The 23,583-nt window shown below is 60.1% G+C and carries 21 protein-coding genes; 11 read left to right on the forward strand and 10 right to left on the reverse strand.

The features are described from left to right. Positions 1-32: 32 nt before the first annotated feature. The 3 genes from GNX18_RS19140 to GNX18_RS19150 all read right to left on the reverse strand — a co-directional run bounded on the left by GNX18_RS19140 (position 33) and on the right by GNX18_RS19150 (position 3,514). Positions 33-1,346, reverse strand: a complete 1,314-nt coding sequence (locus GNX18_RS19140) for an ABC transporter permease (protein ID WP_166220155.1) — start codon at positions 1,344-1,346, stop codon at positions 33-35. Positions 1,347-1,356: 10 nt separating this feature from the next. Beyond that, a complete protein-coding gene (locus GNX18_RS19145) occupies positions 1,357-2,058 on the reverse strand; it encodes an ABC transporter ATP-binding protein (RefSeq protein ID WP_138236058.1) in 702 nt (233 codons plus the stop codon). A gap of 175 nt (positions 2,059-2,233) precedes the next feature. Beyond that, entirely contained in the window at positions 2,234-3,514 is a 1,281-nt protein-coding gene (locus GNX18_RS19150; RefSeq protein WP_166220157.1) for an efflux RND transporter periplasmic adaptor subunit, read from the reverse strand. Between the two features lie 460 nt (positions 3,515-3,974). On the opposite strand from GNX18_RS19150, the gene GNX18_RS19155 reads away from it, so the two are divergent. Next, entirely contained in the window at positions 3,975-5,483 is a 1,509-nt protein-coding gene (locus tag GNX18_RS19155; protein WP_166220159.1) for a SulP family inorganic anion transporter, read from the forward strand. Between the two features lie 212 nt (positions 5,484-5,695). Beyond that, a complete protein-coding gene (locus GNX18_RS19160) occupies positions 5,696-6,553 on the forward strand; it encodes a universal stress protein (protein WP_166220161.1) in 858 nt (285 codons plus the stop codon). A 62-nt stretch (positions 6,554-6,615) separates the two neighbouring features. Here GNX18_RS19160 and GNX18_RS19165 read toward each other — a convergent pair whose 3' ends face one another. Continuing rightward, positions 6,616-7,029: an acyl-CoA thioesterase gene (locus tag GNX18_RS19165; protein ID WP_138236054.1), complete on the reverse strand. Its 414-nt coding sequence runs from the start codon at positions 7,027-7,029 to the stop codon at positions 6,616-6,618. Between the two features lie 627 nt (positions 7,030-7,656). Between GNX18_RS19165 and fabV the strand changes: the two genes are divergently transcribed. From fabV to zntB, 9 genes are all read left to right on the forward strand, one after another. Further along, positions 7,657-8,835 carry an enoyl-ACP reductase FabV gene (gene fabV, locus GNX18_RS19170; protein ID WP_166220163.1) on the forward strand — a complete coding sequence of 393 codons (1,179 nt, stop codon included), beginning with the start codon at positions 7,657-7,659 and terminating at the stop codon, positions 8,833-8,835. A 107-nt stretch (positions 8,836-8,942) separates the two neighbouring features. Further along, on the forward strand, positions 8,943-9,986 hold the full coding sequence (locus GNX18_RS19175) for an NADP(H)-dependent aldo-keto reductase (protein ID WP_138236052.1): 1,044 nt from the start codon (positions 8,943-8,945) through the stop codon (positions 9,984-9,986). Positions 9,987-10,089: 103 nt separating this feature from the next. Beyond that, entirely contained in the window at positions 10,090-10,320 is a 231-nt protein-coding gene (locus GNX18_RS19180; protein ID WP_138236051.1) for a DUF2789 family protein, read from the forward strand. A 90-nt stretch (positions 10,321-10,410) separates the two neighbouring features. Beyond that, positions 10,411-11,436, forward strand: a complete 1,026-nt coding sequence (gene lpxL / locus GNX18_RS19185; protein WP_240914109.1) for an LpxL/LpxP family Kdo(2)-lipid IV(A) lauroyl/palmitoleoyl acyltransferase — start codon at positions 10,411-10,413, stop codon at positions 11,434-11,436. Positions 11,437-11,572: 136 nt separating this feature from the next. Next, positions 11,573-12,448, forward strand: a complete 876-nt coding sequence (gene dapA / locus GNX18_RS19190; protein WP_138236050.1) for a 4-hydroxy-tetrahydrodipicolinate synthase — start codon at positions 11,573-11,575, stop codon at positions 12,446-12,448. A gap of 127 nt (positions 12,449-12,575) precedes the next feature. Continuing rightward, positions 12,576-13,751 (forward strand): outer membrane protein assembly factor BamC, encoded by a 1,176-nt coding sequence (gene bamC / locus GNX18_RS19195; protein ID WP_138236049.1) that lies wholly within the window; start codon positions 12,576-12,578, stop codon positions 13,749-13,751. Positions 13,752-13,771: 20 nt separating this feature from the next. After that, positions 13,772-14,545 carry an MBL fold metallo-hydrolase gene (locus tag GNX18_RS19200; RefSeq protein ID WP_166220165.1) on the forward strand — a complete coding sequence of 258 codons (774 nt, stop codon included), beginning with the start codon at positions 13,772-13,774 and terminating at the stop codon, positions 14,543-14,545. A 32-nt stretch (positions 14,546-14,577) separates the two neighbouring features. Then, positions 14,578-15,513 (forward strand): D-hexose-6-phosphate mutarotase, encoded by a 936-nt coding sequence (locus GNX18_RS19205; protein ID WP_166220167.1) that lies wholly within the window; start codon positions 14,578-14,580, stop codon positions 15,511-15,513. Between the two features lie 37 nt (positions 15,514-15,550). Further along, complete coding sequence (gene zntB, locus GNX18_RS19210; protein ID WP_166220169.1) at positions 15,551-16,519, forward strand: zinc transporter ZntB; 969 nt, start codon at positions 15,551-15,553, stop codon at positions 16,517-16,519. Between the two features lie 25 nt (positions 16,520-16,544). Here the strand turns inward: zntB and GNX18_RS19215 are convergent, their stop codons facing one another. The 6 genes from GNX18_RS19215 to GNX18_RS19240 form a co-directional block, all read right to left on the reverse strand. Next, the gene (locus GNX18_RS19215; protein WP_138236045.1) at positions 16,545-17,357 is read right to left on the reverse strand and encodes an acyl-CoA thioesterase II; all 813 of its coding nucleotides are present in this window, start codon (positions 17,355-17,357) and stop codon (positions 16,545-16,547) included. 25 nt (positions 17,358-17,382) lie between these two features. Continuing rightward, a complete protein-coding gene (gene panB / locus GNX18_RS19220; protein WP_138236044.1) occupies positions 17,383-18,198 on the reverse strand; it encodes a 3-methyl-2-oxobutanoate hydroxymethyltransferase in 816 nt (271 codons plus the stop codon). Between the two features lie 86 nt (positions 18,199-18,284). Next, positions 18,285-18,947 (reverse strand): deoxynucleoside kinase, encoded by a 663-nt coding sequence (locus GNX18_RS19225; protein WP_240914391.1) that lies wholly within the window; start codon positions 18,945-18,947, stop codon positions 18,285-18,287. Between the two features lie 99 nt (positions 18,948-19,046). Next, positions 19,047-19,526 (reverse strand): 2-amino-4-hydroxy-6-hydroxymethyldihydropteridine diphosphokinase, encoded by a 480-nt coding sequence (gene folK, locus GNX18_RS19230; protein ID WP_205828190.1) that lies wholly within the window; start codon positions 19,524-19,526, stop codon positions 19,047-19,049. A 13-nt stretch (positions 19,527-19,539) separates the two neighbouring features. Beyond that, positions 19,540-20,964 (reverse strand): polynucleotide adenylyltransferase PcnB, encoded by a 1,425-nt coding sequence (pcnB, locus tag GNX18_RS19235; RefSeq protein ID WP_371808113.1) that lies wholly within the window; start codon positions 20,962-20,964, stop codon positions 19,540-19,542. Between the two features lie 1,154 nt (positions 20,965-22,118). Beyond that, complete coding sequence (locus GNX18_RS19240) at positions 22,119-23,519, reverse strand: sigma-54 dependent transcriptional regulator (RefSeq protein ID WP_138236040.1); 1,401 nt, start codon at positions 23,517-23,519, stop codon at positions 22,119-22,121. Positions 23,520-23,583 lie beyond the last annotated feature (64 nt).

Consider the following 23,583-nt stretch of genomic DNA (forward strand, 5'->3'; position numbering starts at 1 on the left):
AGTTTCCTTGTGGGTCTTGCTGACGTGTGGCCTTACTGGGTTTTCAGATAGATGGATGGGTTGGTGCGGCTGATGCGCCACGCGGGATACAGCCCTGCCAGGAGACTGGAAAGTATCGCGAGCCCGATCGCGCTGAGCATCATCAGCCAGTCCATGGACGCGACGCTGTCCATATAACCCATCGACAGTTGGCGGATCAGTGCCAGCCCGGCCAGCGTCAGCAGAATGCCGATCAGACCACCGGCGAGTCCGATGCAGCCGCTTTCCACCAGGTGCTGGCTGAACACGGCGCTGCGGCTTGCGCCGAGGGCGCGGCGCACACCGGTTTCCGGTGCCTTGCGCAGGAACTTCGCCAGCAGCAGGGCAACAGCATTGACCAGGCAAACCAGCAGAAAGGCGAGCGACAGCCAGTTCAGCATACGATCATCGCCGTCGACCACTTCGTTCAGCACCAGCCACTCGGACGGTTTGCTCAGGCCGAATTTCAGCGGGCGCGGGAAGCGGCCCTGGCTCTTCTGTTCCTGGATAAAACCGGTCAGGAAGTCTTCATAGCGCTGGCGTTGCTCCGCGCTATCAAGTTGCACCCAGTATTGAACCCACACGTACTCGGCACCGAGGCCATCCTCGTAGCTTTCAATTTTTTCCGGCTTCCAGCCATTGGTGTTGCCCCAGGTCTGGATTTCGAGCACGCGATGCAGGCCGAAAGGAATATAAATGTCCGCGGATTTCATGAAGTCGCCATTGTTCAGATCGTGGACCTTGGGGCTCGGATGCCAGTCCTCGACCACGCCGACCACCGTAAAGGGAGCTCCGTTGAAGTTGATCGTGCGGCCCACACTATTTTCGCCGTTGAACAGTTTTTCATTGGTGGACTTGTTCAGAACGACCTGGAACACGGCATTGTTGTCTGCTTCCCCGGCCCAGGTGCCGCCGTAGACAAACGAAACATCAAACAGCGCAAAGAAGTCGCGGCTGGTTACGCGCGCCTGTGCTGTGTAGGGCCGTAAGGTGGAGTCTTCAAGGGTAATGGGCCCGCCCCAGCGGTGCATCGCTACCTGATAGGTCGGGATGTCCGAGCGCAGCAGGCTGATGGCATCTTTATAGGTGATCTCCCACGGCATTTCGCTGGGGTTGTCGGCGGCCTCGTGCGGATCCCAGTTGTCCAGTTGCACGGCGTAAAGCACATCGTCTTTGTCCGCAAGTGCGTTGCGCGACATCATGTAGTTCAGGGTGAGCGTAGTCATGGCGGCGCCCACACCCACGGCAATGGCCGCGACCATCAGTGCGCTCAATATCGGGGTGCGCCGCAGGCTGCGCAGCGCGAGAGAAATGTAATATCCAATCATGGCAACGTCCTCAGGCGATGGCCGCTTCATCTGCAGCAATGTTTTGGCGCAGGTCGGACACCTGGCCATCGACGATCTGAATATTTCGATGGGCGCGGCGCGCAAGATCCGGGTCGTGGGTGACCATAACAATGGTGGTGCCCCATTGGTTGATGAACTCCAGCAGTTCCATCACCTGCCGTGCCATCAGGGAGTCCAGGTTACCGGTGGGTTCGTCCGCGAGCAGGAAGCGGGGTTCGCCAGCCAGTGCGCGGGCGATGGCAACGCGCTGTTGCTGGCCACCGGAAAGCTGTGCGGGCAGGTGTTTGGCGCGGGCGGAGAGACCGACCTGTTCGAGGGATTTTTCGATACGGCGGCGGCGTTCCTTGGCGTTGAAGCCGCGGTAGCGCAGCGGCACGTCGATGTTGTCGAACAGGCTGAGGTCGGGAATCAGGTTGAAACCCTGGAAAATAAAGCCGATTTTTTCATTGCGCAGGTGCGAGCGCTCGCGGTCGGAGAGGTTGCCCACTTCCTGCCCATCCAACAGGTACTGGCCGCCGGTTGGGGTTTCCAGCAGGCCGGCGATATTGAGGAAGGTGGTTTTGCCGGAGCCGCTGGGGCCGGTGACGGATACGAACTCTCCCTCGTTCACTTCCAGGCTGAAATCCCGGAGCGCGTGTGTCTCAATGGTGTCGGTGCGGTAGCTTTTGCGGATGTTGTGCATTTTCAGCATGGTGGATTTCCTTGTCATTTGATTCGAATTAAAAGTATTTCGCCGTATTTCGAATGGTGGATTCGCTGCGCCGATCCACCATGCGGTTCTAAATCGTTCTTCGCTGTAGGAGCCTGCTTGCAGGCGAACCTTCGGTGCCAATTTCGTTCGCCTGCAAGCAGGCTCCTACGGTTTATCAATCTTTCAGTGCGACCAGTTGCGCCCGGTCCAGTTCTTCCGCGGAAGAGGTGATGATCCGGTCTCCAACGTCGAGGCCCGAGACGATCTCCACCTGATTCAATCCCAGTGCGCCGATGGTGATCGGCACCTTCACCGCCTGGCTCTGGTCGTTCAGCTTCCACGCAAAGCGCCCGCCGCTCTGATCGAGGAAGGCGCCGCGTTTGACCAGCAGCACGTCGCTGCGGTTTTCCAGCAGCACGCGGGCGGTGAGGCGCAGGTTCTGGCGCAGGTTGGCCGGTTGCTCGCCGGTGAAACGCACGCGGGCGACGACCTGGTTGTCGATCACCTCAGGCGCGATTGCGGTAATTTCGCCGGGCAGTTTTTTACCGGCCATGTTGATTTCCACTTCCATGGCGAGGCCGAGGTCGTCGGCGTAGTTTTCCGGTACCGCGGCTTCCAGTTCGAAGCTGGTGAGGTCGACGACGGTGAGCAGTGGTGCGTTGGCGGCTACGGCGGCGCGCTGGGTGGCGGCGAGACTGCCGATGGTGCCGTCGACCGGGGAGACGATCTGCAGCTCGTTGACCTTGCGCTGCAGTTCTTCCATCTGCAGTTTCTGCTGGTCCACCTGCAGTTGCAGGGTCTGGGTTTCAAATGTGAGCGCTTCGTTTTCCAGCGCCGCGTTTTGTACCGCCTGCGCGTGTTCGAGTTCCGCGCGGGCCAGGTCGTCGCTGGCCTTTTCAAAGTCCAGTTGGGAGATGATCTGCTTTTCCATGGATATTTCCGCGCGCTTCAGCTCGCGGCGGGCCGCGATGAGATTCACTTCGGCGAGGTCTGCCTTCTGGGTGTTTTCAAGGCGTTGGCGCTTGGCCTGGATCTTCTGGCGCGCCAGCTCCACGCTCAGTTTGTTGTACAGTGCACTTTCCTGGGCGAGCTGGTTCTGCAGCTGCGGGCTCTCTACTTCTGCCAGCAACTGCCCCTGGGCCACCGCATCGCCGGCCTTTACCGCAAATTTCACGATGCCCTGGGCGGGGCTGAACAGGGTGGGGCTGTTGGCCGCTACCACCTTGCCCTGCACCACCAGATCCCGCACCAGGTCCCCGCGTTCTACCGCGGCAACGTTGATACGCGACAGCGATAGGCTTGCGTCCACCGCACTGGTGCTCTGCCAGCTCATCATCCCCCAAACCACGAAAGCCGCGGCGCCGAGGCCGAGGCCAGCGCGTTTCAGCAGGCGCGGGTTCTTCCAGGGGCTTTGCGGTGTGAGTTGGACGTCCTGCCCGGAGGTATCTCTGATCATGTTGTTCCCAAGTACTGAATATCGGTTTGTCTTGTTCTGCCAGTGTGACGCGGGCTTCTTGCGCCGCGGATGCACGGTTGAAATTCCGGATGCAGTGGCCTTATCGCAATTGCCGTGCCAATGCGAATTTAGGATTTAAGTCATTGAAAATTAAAGGAAATAAAATTTTTAAATATTTTATTGGAGCCGTCGAAGTGTCCGGAAAAAGTGTCCGGACAGGTCGTGTCCACGGAAGCGGACAGGGGTGGTAAAAAGCGACATAGGTCGACGTGGATCGTGTAGGAGCCTGCCTTGCAGGCGAACAGGAATTGGCACCGACGTGTTCGCCTGCAAGGCAGGCTCCTACGGGCTCGAGAGATGAAACCCTGACTGTTGTTTAGCCAACAACCCCGAGATGCTAGAATCCGCGCCCCCTTTTCAGGGCTCAGAACAAGACTCTCCAGACAGGCTCTTTCGACTTATGCAGTTCTCCAACACCCTGTTGTCGTCCACCAGAAACGACTGGTTCGGCAATATCCGCCGCGACGTGCTCGCCGGCCTCGTGGTCGCCCTCGCTCTCATTCCCGAGGCCATCGCTTTCTCCATCATCGCCGGGGTTGATCCCCGTGTAGGCCTCTACGCCTCCTTCTGTATCGCCGTCGTTATCGCCTTTGTTGGCGGTCGCCCGGGAATGATCTCCGCCGCCACCGGCGCCATGGCGCTGCTGATGGTCACGCTGGTCAAGGAGCACGGCCTGCAATACCTGTTGGCGGCAACGCTGCTGACCGGGGTGCTGCAGATCATCGCCGGCTATCTCAAACTCGGCAGCCTGATGAGCTTCGTATCGCGGGCGGTGGTCACTGGGTTCGTGAATGCCTTGGCCATTCTTATTTTCATGGCGCAGCTGCCGGAACTTGTCGATGTCACCTGGCATGTGTACGCGATGACTGCGGCGGGCCTCGGCATCATCTACCTGTTTCCCTATGTGCCGGTGGTGGGCAAGATCCTGCCGTCGCCGCTGGTGTGCATTCTCGCCTGTACTGCGGCAGCCGTAGCGCTGGGGCTGGATATCCGCACCGTGGGCGATATGGGAGATCTGCCGGACACATTGCCGGTGTTCCTGTGGCCGGACGTGCCGCTCAATTTCGAGACTCTGAAAATCATCTTTCCGTATTCCGCCGGTCTTGCGGTGGTGGGGCTGCTGGAATCCCTGATGACCGCCACCATCGTGGACGATCTGACGGATACCAGCAGTGACAAGAACCGTGAGTGCAAAGGTCAGGGTATCGCCAATATCGGTGCGGGCCTGCTGGGCGGTATGGCGGGTTGCGCGATGATCGGCCAGTCGGTGATCAATGTGAAGTCGGGCGGGCGCGGGCGCCTTTCCACGCTGGTGGCGGGTGTTGGTCTGCTGACGCTGGTGGTGTTCCTGAGCGATTATGTGGCGGTAATCCCGATGGCGGCGCTGGTGGCGGTGATGATTATGGTGTCTATCGGCACCTTCAATTGGGGGTCGATCCGCGATCTGAAGCGCCTGCCGCTGTCGACTAATCTGGTGATGTTGTCGACGGTGATTGTGGTAGTGTTTACCCACAATCTGGCCTTTGGGGTTTTTGTTGGGGTGTTGCTGGCGTCGCTGTTCTTTGCCAACAAGGTGAGCCACTTTATGTATGTGAGCTCGGAGCTGGATGAGGAGAAGAATTGCCGGACTTATAAGGTGATCGGGCAGGTGTTCTTCAATTCGGCGGATAAGTTTGTGGCGGCGTTTGATTTCAAGGAGGCGCTGGATAAGGTGATGATTGACCTGAGCCGGGCGCATTTCTGGGATGTTTCGGCGGTGTATTCCCTGGACAAGGCGGTGGTGAAGTTCCGTCGCGAGGGCGCGGAGGTTGAGTTGATCGGCTTGAATGATGCCAGTGCGACGATTGTGGACCGCTTTGGGGTGCACGATAAGCCTGAGGAAATTGAGAAGGTATTGGGCGGGCACTGATCCGGCCTCGTTTGGTCGGGTACTTCGTAGTGTCGCCCTGTGGCGCTCAGGCACCGGGGGAATGATTTCAAAACCGCTATGAATACATCCCTGTAAGCTGCGTCGCAAACGTCCCTGTTTGCGACGCTTTTGAAATCATTCCCCCGCCACCAGAGCTTCAAGTCTGATGTTTGCACTTCGAAAATGACTTGCGATAACGAGAGAAAATAATAATGACCGAACAGAAAGATCCTGTTGTACTCTCCTGTATCGACGGCTCCCGTTTCAGCGGTGCTGTCTGCGACTATGCCACGTGGATTGCCACCACCGTCGGTGCGCCCATCAAGCTTCTGCACAACATCGAACGAATCTCCACACCTGCGGTAGCGGATCTGACCGGGAGTATCGGGCTCGGCAGCCAGGAGGAATTGCTGGAGGAGCTGACGAGTCTGGAGCAGCAGCGCTCAAAGCTGCAGCTTGAGCAGGGGCGGCAGATGTTGGAGCGTACGCGGGAGCGGGCGGTGGATGCGGGGGCTGAGCGGGTGGTTACCTGCCAGCGTCACGGTTCGCTGATCGAGTCGCTGGTGGAGCTGGAGGATCATATCCGGGTTCTGGTGCTGGGGATTCGCGGTGAGGAGCACGGGGAGGAGAATCGCGGTTTGGGCGCGCAGTTGGAGTCGATCGTGCGGTCACTGCACAAGCCGATTCTGGTGGTGAACCGCGAGTTCTGTGCGCCGCGTTCCATCATGCTTGCCTACGATGGTAGCGAAGCAGCGCGCAAGGCGCTGGATATGGTGGCACACAGTGCGCTGTTCAAACATGTGGAGTGCCATCTGGTATATGTGGGCGATGGCGCTGAGACGGTGCTGGCGGAAGGGGCGCAGGCGTTGAGTGTTGGCGGTGTTTCGGTAACCAGCGCCAACCTGCAGGGCAAGACGGTGGATACGCTGATCAGTTACCAGCAGGAGCACGATATCGACCTGACGGTGATGGGGGCGTTCAGCCACAGCAAATTGCGCGATCTGCTACTCGGCAGTGTCACTGCCAAAATGTTGTTGGGGACCAATCAACCACTGCTGCTACTGCGTTGACGTAATCCGGCGGAAAACTGAAAGCCCGGAGCATGACGCTCCGGGCCTCTTCAACGGAAAAATCAGCTGGCGAGTCTGCTTTCCGAATTGGCTGCATTTGCCGCCTGCTCGACACTCATCCCCGCCTTTTTGTGCGGCGTCGGTTTCCCTTCCGCATCCAGTGCCACAAACACGATACGATCCACCCGCACAATCAGGTCCCGGGTCTGTTTGTTGCGCATTTCGCAGTGCACCGTCAGCGACGTGCGACCAATGTCCACTACCTCAAACCCAAACTCCACGATATCCCCGCACACCGCGGAACTCACAAAATCAATTTCAGACATCAGCTTGGTCACGATGTTGGCGGTGCCCATCTGGCACCCTGCGAAAATAGCCGCCTCCTCATCTATCCACGCCAGTGCCTGGCCACCAAACAGACGCTGGGCCGGATTCAGGTCGCCGGGTTTTACGAAATGACGTGAGTAGTACTTCATGAGAATTTACCTCGCTGGTTGACCCTGGGTTGGGGGGAAAATATCGCCGCATTCCATAACGGCCCCAGGGGAGAAATTGCATTTAGCGTGCCAAGAAGCTGTGAATATTTTTTGATTCGAAGTGAATACCTAAATGCGAAGGAAAGGTGCCGGGTGAAAGGTTTCAGAAGCGTCGGCGACAGGGGCCGAAGGCGCCGCGCTGAAGCGGCCGGGCCACGCCGCCGACGCAGCGTACAGGGGTGAGACAAGCGTTTGTGAAGCATTGCTTCGCGCACAGACGAACGACGCCAATCTGTGATTGGTGGCCGGGCCCGCTTGCGGGGATCCACAGCGGTTCTGAAACCTTTCACCCGGTGGCTTCCCGCCACTGAACTTGAATAAGAGGACCCCTAAGCCTGGTTTAGTCAAAAGTGTGCAAAAAATGTGCGCTCCGCTCTTTTCGAGGGCGGGGGCTTGGAGTCCAACTTGGCTAAACTGGCCGCAACACTAGATATTCTGGCCGCGAAATTACCGTATCGTGACTTGCCACTCTGGGAGTCGCCCGCAAACGCCATTAGAATGTGCCGCTTTATGGCCCGCCAGTCGGCGGGCGCATATCGAAGAATCACCCAACGGAGAGAGCCCGGCATGATCATCCAGCCGAAAGTTCGCGGATTCATCTGCACCAACGCCCACCCACAGGGCTGCGCCGCCAACGTGCGCGAGCAGATCGAATACATCAAATCCCAGCCCGCCATTGAAAACGGTCCCAAGAACGTGCTTGTGGTCGGCGCCTCCACCGGCTATGGCCTCGCGTCCCGCATCACCGCCGCCTTCGGCTGTGGCGCCAGCACCCTCGGTGTATTCTTTGAAAAGCCGCCGACCGACAAGCGCACTGCCTCCGCAGGTTACTACAATGCCGCAGCCTTCGAAGAAGAAGCGCATAACGCCGGCCTTTATGCCAAGAGCATCAATGGCGATGCGTTCTCCGACGAAATCAAAGCCCAGGCTATCGACCTGATCAAGCAGGACATGGGCAAGATCGACCTGGTCATCTACAGTCTCGCCTCTCCAAGACGTACCGACCCGAAAACCGGCGAACTGTACAGCTCCGTATTGAAGCCCATCGGCAAATCCTATACCGCGAAAAACCTCAACACCGACAAGCTGGAAATCTCCGACATCAGCGTCGAGCCTGCGAACGAAGAAGAAATCGCGGCCACGGTCAAAGTGATGGGCGGCGAAGACTGGGAACTGTGGATGCAGGCCCTGAACGACGCCGGCGTACTGGCGGACGACTGCAAAACCGTCGCCTACACCTATATTGGTGACAAACTCACCTGGCCGATCTACGGTCACGCCACCATTGGCAAGGCCAAGGAAGATCTGGATCGCGCCGCCAAAGCCATCAGTGACAGTGGCAGCGCGAGCGCCAATGTCGCCGTGCTGAAAGCTCTGGTCACTCAGTCCAGCTCGGCGATTCCTGTGATGCCACTGTATATCTCTCTTGTTTACAAAGTGATGAAGGAAGAGGGCACTCACGAGGGCTGTATTGAACAGCTGTACCGCCTCTACACGGAAGGCCTGTACACCGACGCTCCGCGCCTCGACGACGCCAACCGCTTCCGTATGGACGAGAAAGAACTGCGCGCGGAAACCCAGGCCAAAATCGAAAAACTGTGGCCGGAAGTGACCGAGGAAAATCTGTTCGAGTTGACTGACTACAAAGGTTACGCCGACGACTTCCTCAAACTGTTCGGCTTTGGTGTAAAAGGTATCGATTACGATGCCGACATCAGTCCGTTAGTGGAAGCGGACTTCAAATAAGCGCTGCCCCATGGCATTTTAAAAATTGCGTCGAAAAGAAACGCCGGGCAATTGCCCGGCGTTTCCGTTTTATAATCGTGCACTTTTGATTCCGCAGGAGACGTTTCATGGAAACCCGCAAGCTCGGAAAAACCGATCTCGAAGTAAGCAAGATCTGCCTCGGTACCATGACCTATGGCGAACAGAACAGCGAGACGGAGGCCTTCGAGCAGCTGGATTATGCGGTTGCTCAGGGAGTGAATTTTATCGACTGCGCGGAAATGTACCCGGTACCGCCAAAACCCGAGACCTACGGCCGCACAGAGGAGATCATCGGCAACTGGCTGGAGAAGCGTGGTAAGCGGCAGTCGCTGGTGCTGGCGACCAAGGTGACAGGGCGCGGCGAGGGCAACTCCGGTGTCGGCCACATTCGTGGCGGCCCACGCCTCGACCGCGACCAGATACTGCGGGCCTGTGACGATTCCCTGGCTCGGCTCAAGACCGACTACATCGATCTCTACCAGGTGCACTGGCCGGAGCGTCAGTCCAACTACTTCGGGCAACTCGGATACCGGCATGGCGGTGACGACGGTGTGGATATCAGTGAAACCCTGAGCGCGCTGCAGGAGCTTGTGGCGGCGGGCAAGGTGCGCCACATCGGCCTTTCGAATGAGACGCCCTGGGGTGTGCACCGCTACCTGCGCCTCGCCTCCCACGGCAACAGGCCGCGCATCGCCTCGATTCAGAATCCCTACAATCTGCTGAACCGCACCTTCGAAGTGGGACTGGCGGAAATGGCCATTCGCGAACAGTGCGGCCTGCTGGCCTATTCACCCCTGGCGTTTGGCACTTTGAGCGGCAAGTACCTGAATGGAGCGAGACCTGCGGGCGCGCGCCTGACCCTGTTCGAGCGGTTCCAGCGCTATACCAATGAGCGCGCGGTATCCGCCACCGAGCAGTACGTGAAACTGGCGGCGGCGTTCGGCCTCGACCCGGTGCAGATGGCGCTGGCGTTTGTGAACCAGCAGCCGTTTGTGACGTCCAACATCATTGGTGCCACTACCATGGAACAGCTCCGTGCCAATATCTCCAGCAGTCAGCTGCAGTTGAGTAGCGAGCAACTGGAAGCCATTGAGGCGGTGCACCGGCAGAATCCCAATCCGGCACCGTGAACAATACCGTAAGGCGTGAACCTCACCTCTGAATGTCTATACTTCGAGGTAGTGTTTCGCGCCGATCAACGCTGATTCGATGCTCGGGTCAAAGGGAGTACTCATGCAGGCTGGTTACCACACCCTCAACGATCTGTTCGCCCAGCTGGGGTTGCGTTCTGACGATCGCGCCATCGAGGAATTTCTCGGTAAACATCACCTGGACGGTGAGGACAAGCTCTTCCACGCCAGATTCTGGAACGAGAGCCAGCGCAAATTCCTGCACGATGCGATTCTGGAAGATTCCGACTGGTGCGAAGTGGTGGACGAGCTGGACGCACTGCTGCGGCACTGAGACTCTCTGGAGTTAGTTGCGTCCAAAAGAGATCGGTCACCGGGCGGGCGGGCCGCCGGGAGTACCCTAGGGCGGTGCTGCGCGGCTATAATGCGCCGTTTTCGTCCGGGGGCATTGGCCGCCTGGTGCCTGTTCCCCGATCTCTGCTGTCCGCAACTTATGGAAAAACCCCGTTTTCGTGCTGCCCTGCTGCACCCGCGCTACTGGCTGACCTGGCTTCTGTTCGGCGTATGGTTTGCGGTGGCGCAGCTGCCGTACAACTGGCAAATGGCGATCGGTCGCATGCTGGGCCGGCTGATGCTGCGCTTTGCCAGCGATCGGCGCCAGATCGCCGAGCGCAATCTGGCGCTGTGCTTTCCCGAGCTTTCCGCCATGGAGCGCGAGCAACTGCTGCGCCGCAACTTCGCTTCCAACGGTATCGCGCTGATGGAGACCGGCATGGCGTGGTTCCGCTCCAGCCGCTGGCTGCGCCGGCGCTTTACCATCGAGGGGCTGGAATATCTGCAGGAGCCCCACAGCCGCGGCCAGGGTGTGGTGATGCTGGCGATGCACTTCACCACACTGGAAATCGGCGCCCAGTTTATGTCCCTGAGCCACCCGGTGGACGGCATGTACCGCCCGCATAAGAATCCAGTGTATGACTACATGCAGCGCAAGGGGCGCGAGCGCCTCGGGGAGGATTCCGAGGTGTACCAGCGTAAGGACGTACGCGGCATGTTGCGGGCGCTGCAGAAGGGGCGTGCGGTCTGGTATGCGCCGGATCAGGACTACGGCATCAAACAGGGGGTATTCGCCCCGTTGTTTGGGATCCCTGCCGCCACCGTTACCGGTACTTCGCGCTTTGCGCGGGTTGGTCGCGCCCAGGTGGTGCCCTATACGGTAACGCGCCTGGAGGGAAAGGGGTTTTACCAGGTCCGGGTGTTCCCGCCGATCACCGAGATCCCCTCCGGCGATGAATTGAAAGACGCGGCGCTGGTCAACCAGTTTGTAGAAGCGCGCATGCGTGAGAATGCTGCGCAGTACATGTGGGTGCACCGTCGCTTCAAGACTCGCCCTGAAGGTGAGGAGCCGTATTACCCGAAACGGAAACGGCGGCGCAAAAAGCGCAAAATTTGATCAATATCCGCCGGACTCCCTGCCGCGCAGTGGGATAAATTTTGCGCTGGCATCGAACTGGCACGGTCAGTAACATACCGCATTCATTTTTTTGGCGGTACAGGCCGGCTGCAGGCCGGTTGGAGAAGGAGTTGCAATGATTTCCGGCAGTATGGTGGCGCTGGCCACACCCATGTATGCAGACGGCAGCCTGGATTGGGACAAACTGCACGAACTGGTGGAATGGCACATCGAGCAGGGCACCCGCGCGCTGGTTGCGGTGGGCACCACCGGTGAATCCGCCACCCTCGATGTGCACGAACACCTGGAAGTCATCCGCCGCGTGGTGGACCAGGTTGCCGGGCGCATTCCGGTGATCGCCGGTACCGGCGCCAACTCCACCACCGAAGCCATTGAACTCACCGCGACTGCGGCCAAGTGCGGCGCGGACGCCTGCCTGCTGGTGACTCCTTACTACAACAAGCCCACACAAGAGGGCCTGTACCAACACTACAAGGCCGTGGCCAAGGCCGTTGCTATTCCGCAGATCCTCTACAATGTGCCGGGGCGCACGGCGGTGGACATGCTGCCCGACACGGTGCGCCGCCTGTCTTCCGTTGCCAACATCGTCGGCATCAAAGAAGCCACTGGCGATTTGGAGCGCGCGCGCCAGATCCTGGATCTGGTGCCGGAAGATTTCGCCGTCTACTCCGGTGACGACGCCACCGCAGTAGAGCTGATGCTGCTTGGCGGCCACGGCAACATCAGCGTGACCGCGAACGTGGCGCCAGCGGCGGTGGCGCAGATGTGCGAAGCGGCCCTGTCTGGCGACGCCGTGACCGCGCGCGCCATCAATCAACGCATAGAAATATTGCACAAAACACTGTTTGTGGAGTCCAACCCCATACCGGTGAAATGGGCGCTAAAGGAAATGGGTCGCATCGACAGCGGAATCCGCCTGCCGCTTACCGGTCTGTCTGCTGAGCACCACGGCGTGGTGCGCGAGGCGCTGCGCAGTGCGGGTGTGCTCTGACAGGCAGCGCTCACGGTAGACTGACGGCGAGAACGTACTGAGGCTGCAGGAAACAATTTTCCCGGCCTCATGGTCTATACCGCTTCAGAACAATTGCGATCGGGACTGATTCGACAAGGTACCAATAATGACAAAATTTACCGCCGGAGCCCTGCTGTGCGCTGCGGTTACCACCCTCGGTGGCTGTGGCATTTTCGGCCAGGACGGTTACTTCCGCGACCGCGGTGACGACTACCAGCTGGCCGACAGCCTGCCTCCGTTGCAGATGCCGGAGGGCGTTACTGCCAAGCACCAGGAGGAACTCTACGAAGTGCCGCAGATCAGCGGCGAGGTGGAGCGCGGCTCCTTCGAAGTGCCGCGCCCGCAGGCGTTGTCGGTCAACGTAGGGCTCGACCGGGTGAAAATCCAGAAGCTGGGCAACCGCCGCTGGGTGCTGGTGAACCAGCCACCGGATGAGGTGTGGCCGCAGCTGCACTATTTCCTGCGCACCGCCGGTTTGCAGCTGGCGATGTCTGACGCCGGTGCCGGCACCATGGAAACCACTTGGCTTACATTTGGTGAAAGCCCGCAAACCAAAGACAAATACCGCCTGCAGGTGGAGTCCGGGGTGCAACCCGATACCACCGAAGTTCATGTGCGCCACTATTCTGCGGCCCTGGACGCACCGGCCAACGGCCCGGTGGATTGGCCGGCGCAGTCCACCAACCCCGAACGCGAGGGCTGGATGATCGACGAAATGTCCAACGCGCTGGCGGCCGATGACAGCGGCGCCGCGGCTTCGCTGGTGGCTCAGGCTATCGGTGGCGGCAAGGTGAAGGTGCAGGTGATGGAACCGGCGGGCAAAGAGCCGTACATCGCGCTCGACCTGGCCATGAACCGCGCCTGGGCAACCGTGGCCCACGCCCTCAATACCGGTGCCTACCGCTTGCACAAGGAAGACGCGGATATCGGCGTCTTTTACGTAACCTACGACACCGACCGGGAACTTTCGGAAGAGGAAACCGGCTGGTTCTCCAGCTGGGGCTCCGGCGAAGACGACGACAAGCAGGCAAAAGCGGCCGACGCATACAGCCTGCAGCAGGTGCTGGCGAATATCGACACCAGCTCCACCGCCGAGCCGCGGCTGTTTGCCAACCTCCAGGGACTCGGCGGTTCCCCCAACAGCAATATCCCCGGCTATCTGGTGGTATTGCGCAGTGAAAACGACACCATCGAAGTGCGCATCCGCAATACCCGCGGCCAGCCACTCGGTCGCAACAAGGCATCAGAGCTGCTGATGGCCATTCGCCAGAACCTGATCTGACCTCCGGCTGGGACACGCACATGGCGATCAGATTTGCCTCCCTGGGTAGTGGCAGCAAGGGCAATGGCACTCTGGTCGCCTCCGGCGACCACTGTCTGTTGGTGGACTGCGGCTTCACCATCAAGGAGACCGAACGGCGCATGGCGCGGCTCGGTCTTTCCCCCGCGGAGCTCTCCGCCATTCTCGTCACCCATGAACACAGCGATCATATGGCCGGTGTCGGTCCGCTGGCGCGCAAGTACCGGCTGCCGGTGTATCTCACCCCCGGCACCTTGCGCGCGCGGGATTTCGGCGCGCTGCCTGCGGTGCAGTTGATCGAGGGCCACCAGCCCTTCGCCGTGGGCGACATCCAGGTCACTCCGGTGGCGGTACCCCATGACGCCCGCGAGGCCGCGCAGTTTGTCTTCCGCAGCCGGGGCAGCAGTCTCGGGCTGCTGACCGACCTCGGGACCATCACACCCCATGTGGAATCCCACTACGGCGATTGCGACGCGCTGGTGCTGGAGGCCAATCACGACCCCATGATGCTGGCGCAGGGGCCTTATCCACCGTCATTGAAGCGGCGCGTCGGCGGCGCCTACGGGCACCTCAGCAATCAGCAGGCGGCAGGTTTTCTGCAGCGTATCGGCAGCCAGCGCTTGCAGCATCTGGTGGTCGCTCATATCAGTGAGAAAAACAACAGCCTGGAGCTGGCGCGCGCGGCACTGGGCGACGCTGCCGCCCAGGCCGCCAACTGCATTTTTGCCTGTCAGCAGGAAGGGTTTGACTGGCTGCAGATCGAAAAGGCAGAGTAGACCTTGATTCCTGCGCCACAGGATACTTTCACATGTATCCGCTACCGGCGCCATTTCCCTCGAAGAACAAGAAAACGGAGTCTCCCGCAGTGGCCGCATTCGACGATCCCGCCCACAGCTACCTCACCCGCACCGACAGCGGTGCCCTGTACGGCAACCCTGGCCTGGACCTGCTGCTGGTGGAAACCGGCCTGTGTCGCGCAGTGATCTCCCTGCAGGGGGCTCAGGTACTGGAGTTTGCCGCCAGCGGCCGCGCGCCGCTGCTGTGGTTAAGCCCCGCAACCCCCTTTGCGGCGGGTACCGCCGTGCGGGGCGGTGTGCCGCTGTGCTTGCCCTGGTTCGGGGAAAACCGGGAAGACCCCTCAAAACCCAAGCACGGGCTGGTGCGCACGCAATTGTGGGAACTCGCCGATAGTGAAATGCTGTCCGACGGCGCGGTGGAGCTGACGCTCCGCTTCCAGCATCCAGGGGATGCACTGTTTCCCGCGAGCTTTACCTGCACCCTGAAAATCGTCCTGGGCAAGAGTCTCATCTTTGAGCTTGAGCTTACCAACAGCGCCGACAGCGCCGCGGAATACAGCTGGGCCCTGCACAGCTATTTTGCGGTGGAAGATGTGAATGCGGTGGAGGTGGAGGGACTGGACGGCGGTGAGTTCCTCGACAAGACCCGCGCTTTCGTTCGCGACCGCCTCGATGGCATGCAGACCTTTGCCGGTGAAGTGGATCGCGTATTTGAGCGGGCTCCCGCCCACCAGGTTATCCACACGCCCAATCCGATCACTGCCGAGAGCGAAAACTGCCACACGGTCATCACCTGGAACCCGGGTGCCGAGCTCGCCGCCACCATAAGTGACATAGGCCCGCACTACCGCGGTTTTGTCTGCGTGGAGCACGGCAATGCGTTTGCCGACAGCTGGCGACTGCAGCCCGGGGAGTCCGCCCGCGCCCGCCTGACGCTCAGCCGTTAAGTTACTGTCAGCAAACCATCCCGAGGCAGGAGGCCCCATGCAAACCGGACTGATTCACGCCTATCTCCTCGACGGCCGCGGCGGTGGACGCCGTATGCAGTGGCCGGAGGTGCAGCAGTGGACGCCGGACCAGGGGCGTCTGTGGTTGCACTTCGACTACACCGACAAGGACGCCCGCACCTGGATCAGCGGTGCGGCCAACCTGGATCCGCTGGTGGCCGATGCGCTGCTGACAGAGGAAACCCGCCCTCGCACCACGGGTATCGGCAGCGGCCTGCTGATCGCGCTGCGCGGGGTCAACCTCAACCCGGAATCCCAGCCGGAGGACATGGTGTCCATCCGCCTGTGGGCGGAGGAGACGCGGGTTATCAGCACGCGCCGGCGCCGCCTGCTGTCCATCGACGATCTCTGTACTCAGTTGGATGGCGGGCGCGGACCAACCTCAACGGCCGGGCTGGTGGTGGAGATCGCGGATCTGCTGGTATGGCGCATGAGCGACACGGTGGACAACTTCGAGGAGGTGATCGACGAGCTCGAAGACCGGGTGGTGGGTGGCGCCAGCGCCAATCTGCGCCTGGATCTGGCGATGCTGCGCAAGCAGACCATCACACTGCGCCGCTACCTGTCGCCGCAGCGGGAGGCACTGGCGCGCTTTCTGGGGGAGAAACTGGCGTGGATCAGCGAGGCGGACCGCCTGCAGTTGCGCGAGGTGAGTGACCGCCTGTTGCGGCATATTGAGGATATCGACGCGGTGCGCGAGCGCGCGGCGGTCACCCAGGAAGAGTTGATGAGCCGCATTTCCGAGCAGCTCAACAGCCGCATGTATGTGCTCTCCATTATCGCCGCCATCTTCCTGCCGCTGGGTTTTTTCACCGGTCTGCTGGGCATCAATGTCGGCGGTATCCCCGGTTCCGAGAATCCCCGCGCTTTTCTGATTTTCAGTGTGTTACTGGTGGTGACAGTGGCGATCCAGCTAGTGGTATTCCGCTGGAAACGGTGGTTGTAGCGTCCATCGTGTTGCGGGACCGCCGTCAGGCGAACACCGTTACCGTCTGCCGTGTCAGCGCCATCAGCACACCGCGGCTGTTCCACAGTCGCGCCTGGATCACCGCGTAACCATCTTCCGCCTGTTCCACCTCTGCCAGATACTGCCACCAGTCGCCGCTGTCACAGTCAGCGGTCATGGCGGCGGGCATTAGTTCCACGGTCCATGTCAGCGAGCTGGCGGGGGCGACGGTCTTCAACATCGGCAGCACCGCCGGTGGCCAGGCGTCGATCAGCGCAAGCAGGTGCGCGGTGGTGGCGGGGCCCGCGGATTCGCGGAAGCGGACCCAGCCACCAATACGGCCTTCGCGGTGGCCACTGAAGGGCAGGGCGCCAGCACAGATCCGGTAGTCAAAGTGGCGGGTGAACTCCGGCACTAGTCCCTCGATATAGGGGAGCGCCTCGCAGGACTCCGGTTTGGGAAACTCCGGAGCGGCGTCGGTCGCCACGGCGATTGCCGAAGTGCGCGGTTTGCCAAAACTCGCCAGGGCAGCGGTCACGACCTGGTCGCCCTGGCTGGCGTGGGCTTCGATCTGCACTGCGGAACGGCCGGCGCGCAGTATCCGGGCGCTCGCCTGCAGTTCACCGGCTTCCGCCGGGGCCACGAACGAGACCGTGAGGGAGCGCAGGGGAGTATTCGCTACCGGCGCCTCAGAGGCCTGTTCCAGTGTCGCCTCGACGTGTCGGTACAGCATCGCGGCGACGAGACCGCCAAAGGTAGCGCGGCCCTGGGCCCATCCGCTGGGAATATTCGTGGTGCCGCCACTGCCGGCACCGTCGAGAATGGCAGTAAATTCCATTGAGTAGTCTCCGGCCTGCGGCGGCTCAATTAAAGCTGTGGTCGGTGCCGGGGAAGGTGCCGTTTTTTACGTCTTCGGCGTATTTGCGCAGAGCGCCGGGAATGTTGCCCGCTTCCGCGAGGAAGTTCTTGGAGAACTTCGGCGGTTTTTCCGTGAGGCCGAGGATGTCATTGATGACCAGTACCTGGGCGTCGGTATGAGGGCCGGCGCCGATACCGATGGTCGGCATGGAGACCGCTTCAGTGATGCGCTTACCCAACTCCGAAGGCACGCACTCCAGCACCAGCAGATCTGCACCGGCCTCATCCAGCTGTACGGCGTCGTTCAAAATTTCTCCGGCGTGGTCGTCGTCGCGCCCCTGCACCCGGTAGCCGCCCAATTTGTGTACCGACTGTGGCGTCAGTCCCAGGTGCGCACACACCGGAATGCCGCGCTCGGTCAGCATTTTTACGGTGGGCGCGAGCCAGGCGCCGCCCTCAATTTTCACCATGTGCGCGCCCGCCTGCATGATGCGGGTGGCATTGGTAAGCGCTTGCTCCGGTGTGGCGTATGTCATGAATGGCAGGTCGCCCATGATCAGGGATTTTTTGTTGCCGCGGGCCACCGCTTCCACGTGGTAGATCATCTGTTCCATGGTGACCGGAATGGTGCTGTCGTAGCCGAGCACAGTCATGCCGAGGGAATCGCCGATCAACACGGTTTCCACCCCGGTTCTCTGCGCCATTGCGGCCATGGGGGCGTCGTAGAGGGCGACACAGATAAACTTCTCTCCATCCGCCTTCATCTTGCGCAGGGTCTGGACAGTAACAGGCTTTGTCAGCTCACTGGGGGCGTAGGGCATGGTGATTACTCGCTAATCTGGGGCGCGGGGCCCGTGGTACATCCGCGGCGTGACACCGGGATACTCAAGCGGCAGGAAGGCGGTGCCTATCTGCCGGGATTGTAGTAGTGGCGGCCGCTCTTGATCTCCAGCAGGTATTCCACCAGTTGAAGGTAATCCCGCTGCTGGTCGACGATGTCGATCTCGGCACAGTTCACGATCAGCAGGGGCGCTTGGTCGTAATAGTGAAAGAAGTTGGTATAGGCCTCGTTGAGGGTCGCCAGGTACTCGTTGCTGATACTGCGCTCAGCGGCGATACCGCGTTTGTGGATGCGCTGCTGCAGTACTTCGAGGGGCGCCTGCAGGTAAATTACGAGATCCGGCTTCGGCGCTTCCAGTGTCAGGTGCTGGTAGACCTGGCGGTAGAGCTGCAGTTCGTCGCTGTCCAGGGTAACTTCCGCGAACAGGTGATCTTTTTCAATCAGGAAGTCCGCCACCCGCACCGGCTTGAACAGATCGTCTTGGCGCAGGGCCTGAATCTGTTGCGAACGCTGCAGCAGGAAGTGCAGTTGCGTGGGGAGCGCGGCGTTTTTCGGGTCGCGGTAGAAGCGCTCGAGGAAGGGATTTTCTTCCGGCAGTTCGAGCAATGTATCGTAATTGAAGGTGGCGGCCAGCTTTTTCGCCAAGGTGGTTTTGCCTACGCCGATATTGCCTTCAACTGCGATAAAGCGGGGCAGTTTGCGCTCCTGCAGGTTCAGTTCCAGGGCCAGATTCTCTGCGCTGTAGTCTTCGGAAGGTGTGTTGTCGGATACGGAGGATTTTGTCACCGGGGTTGCTCCTTCTTGTTCCCTGATTTCCGTCGGTACCGGTTATTTCAGTCGATGCAAGCGGTTGGGTGGACACCGGGCCAGCAGTGTCTGCAACGGTGTACCGTCGGGCATACACAGGTCTGGTGCCAGCTCTGCCAGCGGTTCCAGCACGAAATTGCGTTCCGCCATGCGCGGGTGCGGCACGGTCAGTCGTGCGGTACCCAGCGTTTTATCACCGAACAGCAGAATATCCAGGTCCAGCGTGCGCGCGCCCCAGCGCAGGGTGCGCTCGCGGCCGTGAAGGTGCTCGATAGCCTGCAGCGCATCCAGCAGCGCTTCCGCCGCCAATGACGTTTCGACACAGGCCACTGCATTGACGTAATCCGGTTGCTCACCGGGGCCGATGGGCGCACTGGCGTAAAAGCCGGAGCAACTCAGAACCTGCGTCTGTGGAATTTCTTCCATGTGCGCGAGCGCACTGCGCAGCTGGGCCGCCGGGTCCGCAAGATTGCTGCCGAGGCCAATATAACAGCGTGTCACTTGTGATTTCCGCTCAATTCGACGGATGTTCCGCGCCGCCGCCCTGCCGATTGCCACCCTGGCGGCCACGGTTGCGGCCGCCGCGATTGCGCCGGCCACGGCCTTTGCCGCTGCCCTGCGCGCCGTTGCGCGGCAGGTCGCGCACCATCTGCAGCCGCTGTTCCTCATCTGCCTGCTGGAACGCCGTCCACCACTGGCCGAGGCCCGCGGGAATCTCGCCACTGTCTTCGCGCAGCAACAGGAAATCGTAGGCCGCTCGGAATTTGGGAAGCTCCATCAGGCGGAAGGCGCGCTCGCCACTGCGGCGGGGCAGGCGGGATTGCATGTCCCAGATCTCGCGCATGGGGATGGTGAAGCGCTTGGGAATCGCCGTGTGCACCAGCTGGTTGCTGGTAATTTTCTGCGCGGCCTGCGCCAGTGCCGGCACCGGGGGAACGCCCTTGCTTTCGAGGTATTGCTGTTCGGCATTGACCCCCGGCCACAGCAGTGCCGCGTACAGGAACGCCGGCGTTACCCGCAGGTCTTCGCGAATACGGGTATCGGTATTGCGCAGGGCCTGGCGGGTAAGGGCCAGGGCCTCGGGGTTGTCCAGCAGGCGCGCGTTGTCCGGGAACAGATGCTGCCACAACTGGTACTGGCGCAGCAGCTCGAATGTGCGCTCGCCGTGGCCGCTCATCAGCAGCTTCAACACCTCGTCGAACATGCGCGCAGGGGCGATGTTGCGCAGCAGTGGTGCCAGTTCTTTCAGGGGAGCGGCGGTGGCCGGTTCAATATCAAAATCGAGCTTCGCTGCAAAGCGCACCGCGCGCAGCATGCGTACCGGGTCTTCCTTATAGCGGGTTTCCGGATCGCCAATCATGCGGATCAGGCGCTGCTCGATATCCCGAATGCCACCGGTGTAGTCGTGGATCTCGAAACCATTGGTGGTGTAGTAGAGTGCGTTGACCGTGAAATCCCGCCGGATTGCATCACTCTCAAGGTCACCGTAGACATTGTCGCGCAGCAGCATGCCGTGTTCGGACTGCTGTGCCTCATGCTCTTCGCCATCGCTGTGGTGGCCGCGGAAGGTGGTGACCTCAATTACCTCGCGGCCGATACGCGCGTGCAGGATGCGGAAGCGGCGGCCGACAATGCGCGAACCGCGAAACAGCTGCCGCGCCTGCTCGGGGGTGGCATCGGTCGCGACGTCAAAGTCCTTGGGGTGGCCGCCCAGCAGTAAATCGCGCACACCGCCGCCGACGATATAAGCCTCAAAACCGCCCTCCTGCAGCCGCTTCATTACCGTAAGCGCCGCGCGGCTCACGTCCCGGCGGGACAGGCTGTGATCACTGCGGGGGATGATCACACGGGATACGCCCGTGTCGCTGGCTTTGGGCCTGGTTGACTTGCCTGGGGACTTCTTGAGCGGCGGTTTACCGCGACCACCCTCGCTGGACATGAGCGGGGTGTCGCCATTGGCGTCGGTGGTTTTTGATTTGTTGTGCCAGCGTTTGATACTGCTGATCAGGGAATTGAACATACGGCTTACTGTGTTATCCGCAGCCCAGTGCATGGGCGGCTCTACGGTTGATCCTGGTGGCTCATAGCGAGCTGGTACCGGGATGGCGGTGTTCCTGGCTCGTATGGGGGCGGATTCTATCACACACAGCGCAACGCACAGCTGCCGGCCCCGCTCCCTGCGGGTACCAGCAAATGTGTGCATTCATTGGAAAAGAAAAGAAGGGAATTATTCTTATTCGGTATGAAGGCAGCGGCTTCCTTGCGCTATCAATTTGCTTTTCAGCAAACCCTCTCCCAGGCACAATCAGTCAGTTTGTCACGTGCTTGTCGTTATTTTTGTTGTCTTCTACAAGTTATTGTTTTTGTTATTACGCTTTATTCTTATTGTTTATTGTTGTTTTAGTTCTTATTACTTTTTGTTTATTTTTATTGTTGTGTTGAGCCTTATTGTTGTTATTGCTCAGTTTTTGCTCCGGTCATCGATCACTTTGGCTTTTATTATCGATCTGCCCGTTTTTATTGTTTTTTTGTTGCGCCCACTTATTGTCAGTTGTTATTAGGGCTTAAACAGTCATTTATTTTTATTCTTGGCTGTTCTTGTTGTTTGACCTATACAAAGCAGATAGCGTGCCAACTTTAAAATTTCTTTATAAATCAATAAGTTAAAAAAATTGGGAACTTTTTTGCGCTGCGGGAACACAGCTTTCCGTTACGCAAGGTACGGCAACTGTTACTCACCTGGGAGAGGGGGTAACACTTTCACTTGTTACCAATTTTTCTCCCGACACGAATCCCGCGCACACAGACGCCCGCAAACCTTTGGTTGCGCAACTTGTTGATTTTCAAGGAATTAACTGAAGCGAATTAGCGAAATTAGACAGTAGTGATAGCAGGGCGGACGCAGGGGGTTGGGAGAAGGTGGCGATGCCGGGGATGGTCTTGCGAGACCTTCACCGCCATGGATGGCGGTGCAGAGCCCCCAGGGATGGGTTGAGGGGGAGCGCCTAGCTCGTGTCTCGCAAGACCATCCCCGGTAGCGACACCGCCACAAAAGGTGTTCGGGAGGGTGTTAGGTATCTCGGAGTTTGATACTCAGGCCTCTTCTTCCGCCGTACGCTTGGACTTCTTGCGCGGAATGCCGAGCTTCTGCCGGCGCTCCCACAGGCACTTGCGGCTCACGCCGAGCTTCTTCGCCAGATCCGTCTCGCTCATCGTGTCCTGGTGTTCCAGAACGAAACGCGCGAAGTAATCCTCCAGTGACAGATCCTCCCGCGGATCCGAATGCAGACTGTTGCGCGGACGGCGCTCCGGGTCCGCCTCATCGATGGGAACCAGGTCCAGATCGATATCCAGCGTCTCGTAATCGATCTCACTGGCATCCTCCGTAAGGATCACTGCGCGCTGGATCGCATTCTCCAGCTCGCGCACGTTACCCGGCCAGGTGTAGGTTGTTACCGCCTGGATCGCCTCCGGTGACAACTTGAGGATGGGGCGACTGATCTTGGCGCAGAACTTCTCAATCAGGTTCTCGGCAATGGACAGCACATCCTTGCCGCGCTCGCGCAGCGGTGGCAGCGTCAGCTGGACCACATTGATGCGGTAATAAAGGTCCTCGCGGAAGCGGCGCTCCGCCGCCAGCTGGCGCAGATTGCGGTGAGTCGCCGCAACCAGCCGCACGTTGACCTTGCGGGACTCGATTGCGCCGATGGGGCGCACCTCGCCCTCCTGCAGTACCCGCAGCAGGCGCGCCTGGGCCTCGAGGGGGAGTTCACCAATCTCGTCGAGGAACAGGGTGCCGCCGTCGGCCGCCGCTACCAGACCCTCGCGGGCGGTCTGGGCGCCGGTAAACGCGCCTTTTTCGTGACCGAACAGCTCCGCTTCGATCAATGTTTCCGGAATCGCCGCGCAGTTCACCGAGATCAGCGGTTTGCCGCTGCGCTTGCTCTCCTCGTGAATGGCGCGAGCCACCAGCTCTTTACCGGTGCCGGTTTCGCCGTGCACCAGCACCGTGGCATCGGTGGGCGCTACCTTGTGGATACGCGCGTAGAGATCGCGCATCACCGGGCTGTCGCCGATCATGCCGGCAATGGCGCGGCCCTCGGCCTTGCTGTCGGCAGCGGCGGCGCCGGCAGCGCGGTTCTGCTCCGCCTTGCCGATCACCCGGCGCACGGTGGCGATCATTTCGTCGTGATCGAAGGGTTTGGCAATGTAGTCTGCAGCGCCCATGCGCATGGAGTCCACCGCCGAGCGCAGGCTGGCGTAACTGGTCATGATCAGCACCGGTACGTCACCTGCCAGCTTCAGCAGATCGGTGCCGGGCGCGCCCGGGAGGCGCAGGTCCGAAATGATCAGGTCTACATCCGTGAGGCGATATTTGGTGGTCGCCTCACGTACCGAGCCGGCTTCACTGATCTTGTAGCGGTGCCTCTCCAGCAGCTTGCGCAGGGCCGTGCGGATAATGGCTTCATCTTCTACGATCAGGATGTGGCTCATGTGTTACGCCTGGTTACAAAATGTTCAGAGGGGCCTAAGTTTTACCTGTTGGGCGTTTCGATGC

It is taken from the genome of Microbulbifer sp. SH-1, from assembly GCF_011326135.1.
Lineage (GTDB): Bacteria > Pseudomonadota > Gammaproteobacteria > Pseudomonadales > Cellvibrionaceae > Microbulbifer > Microbulbifer harenosus.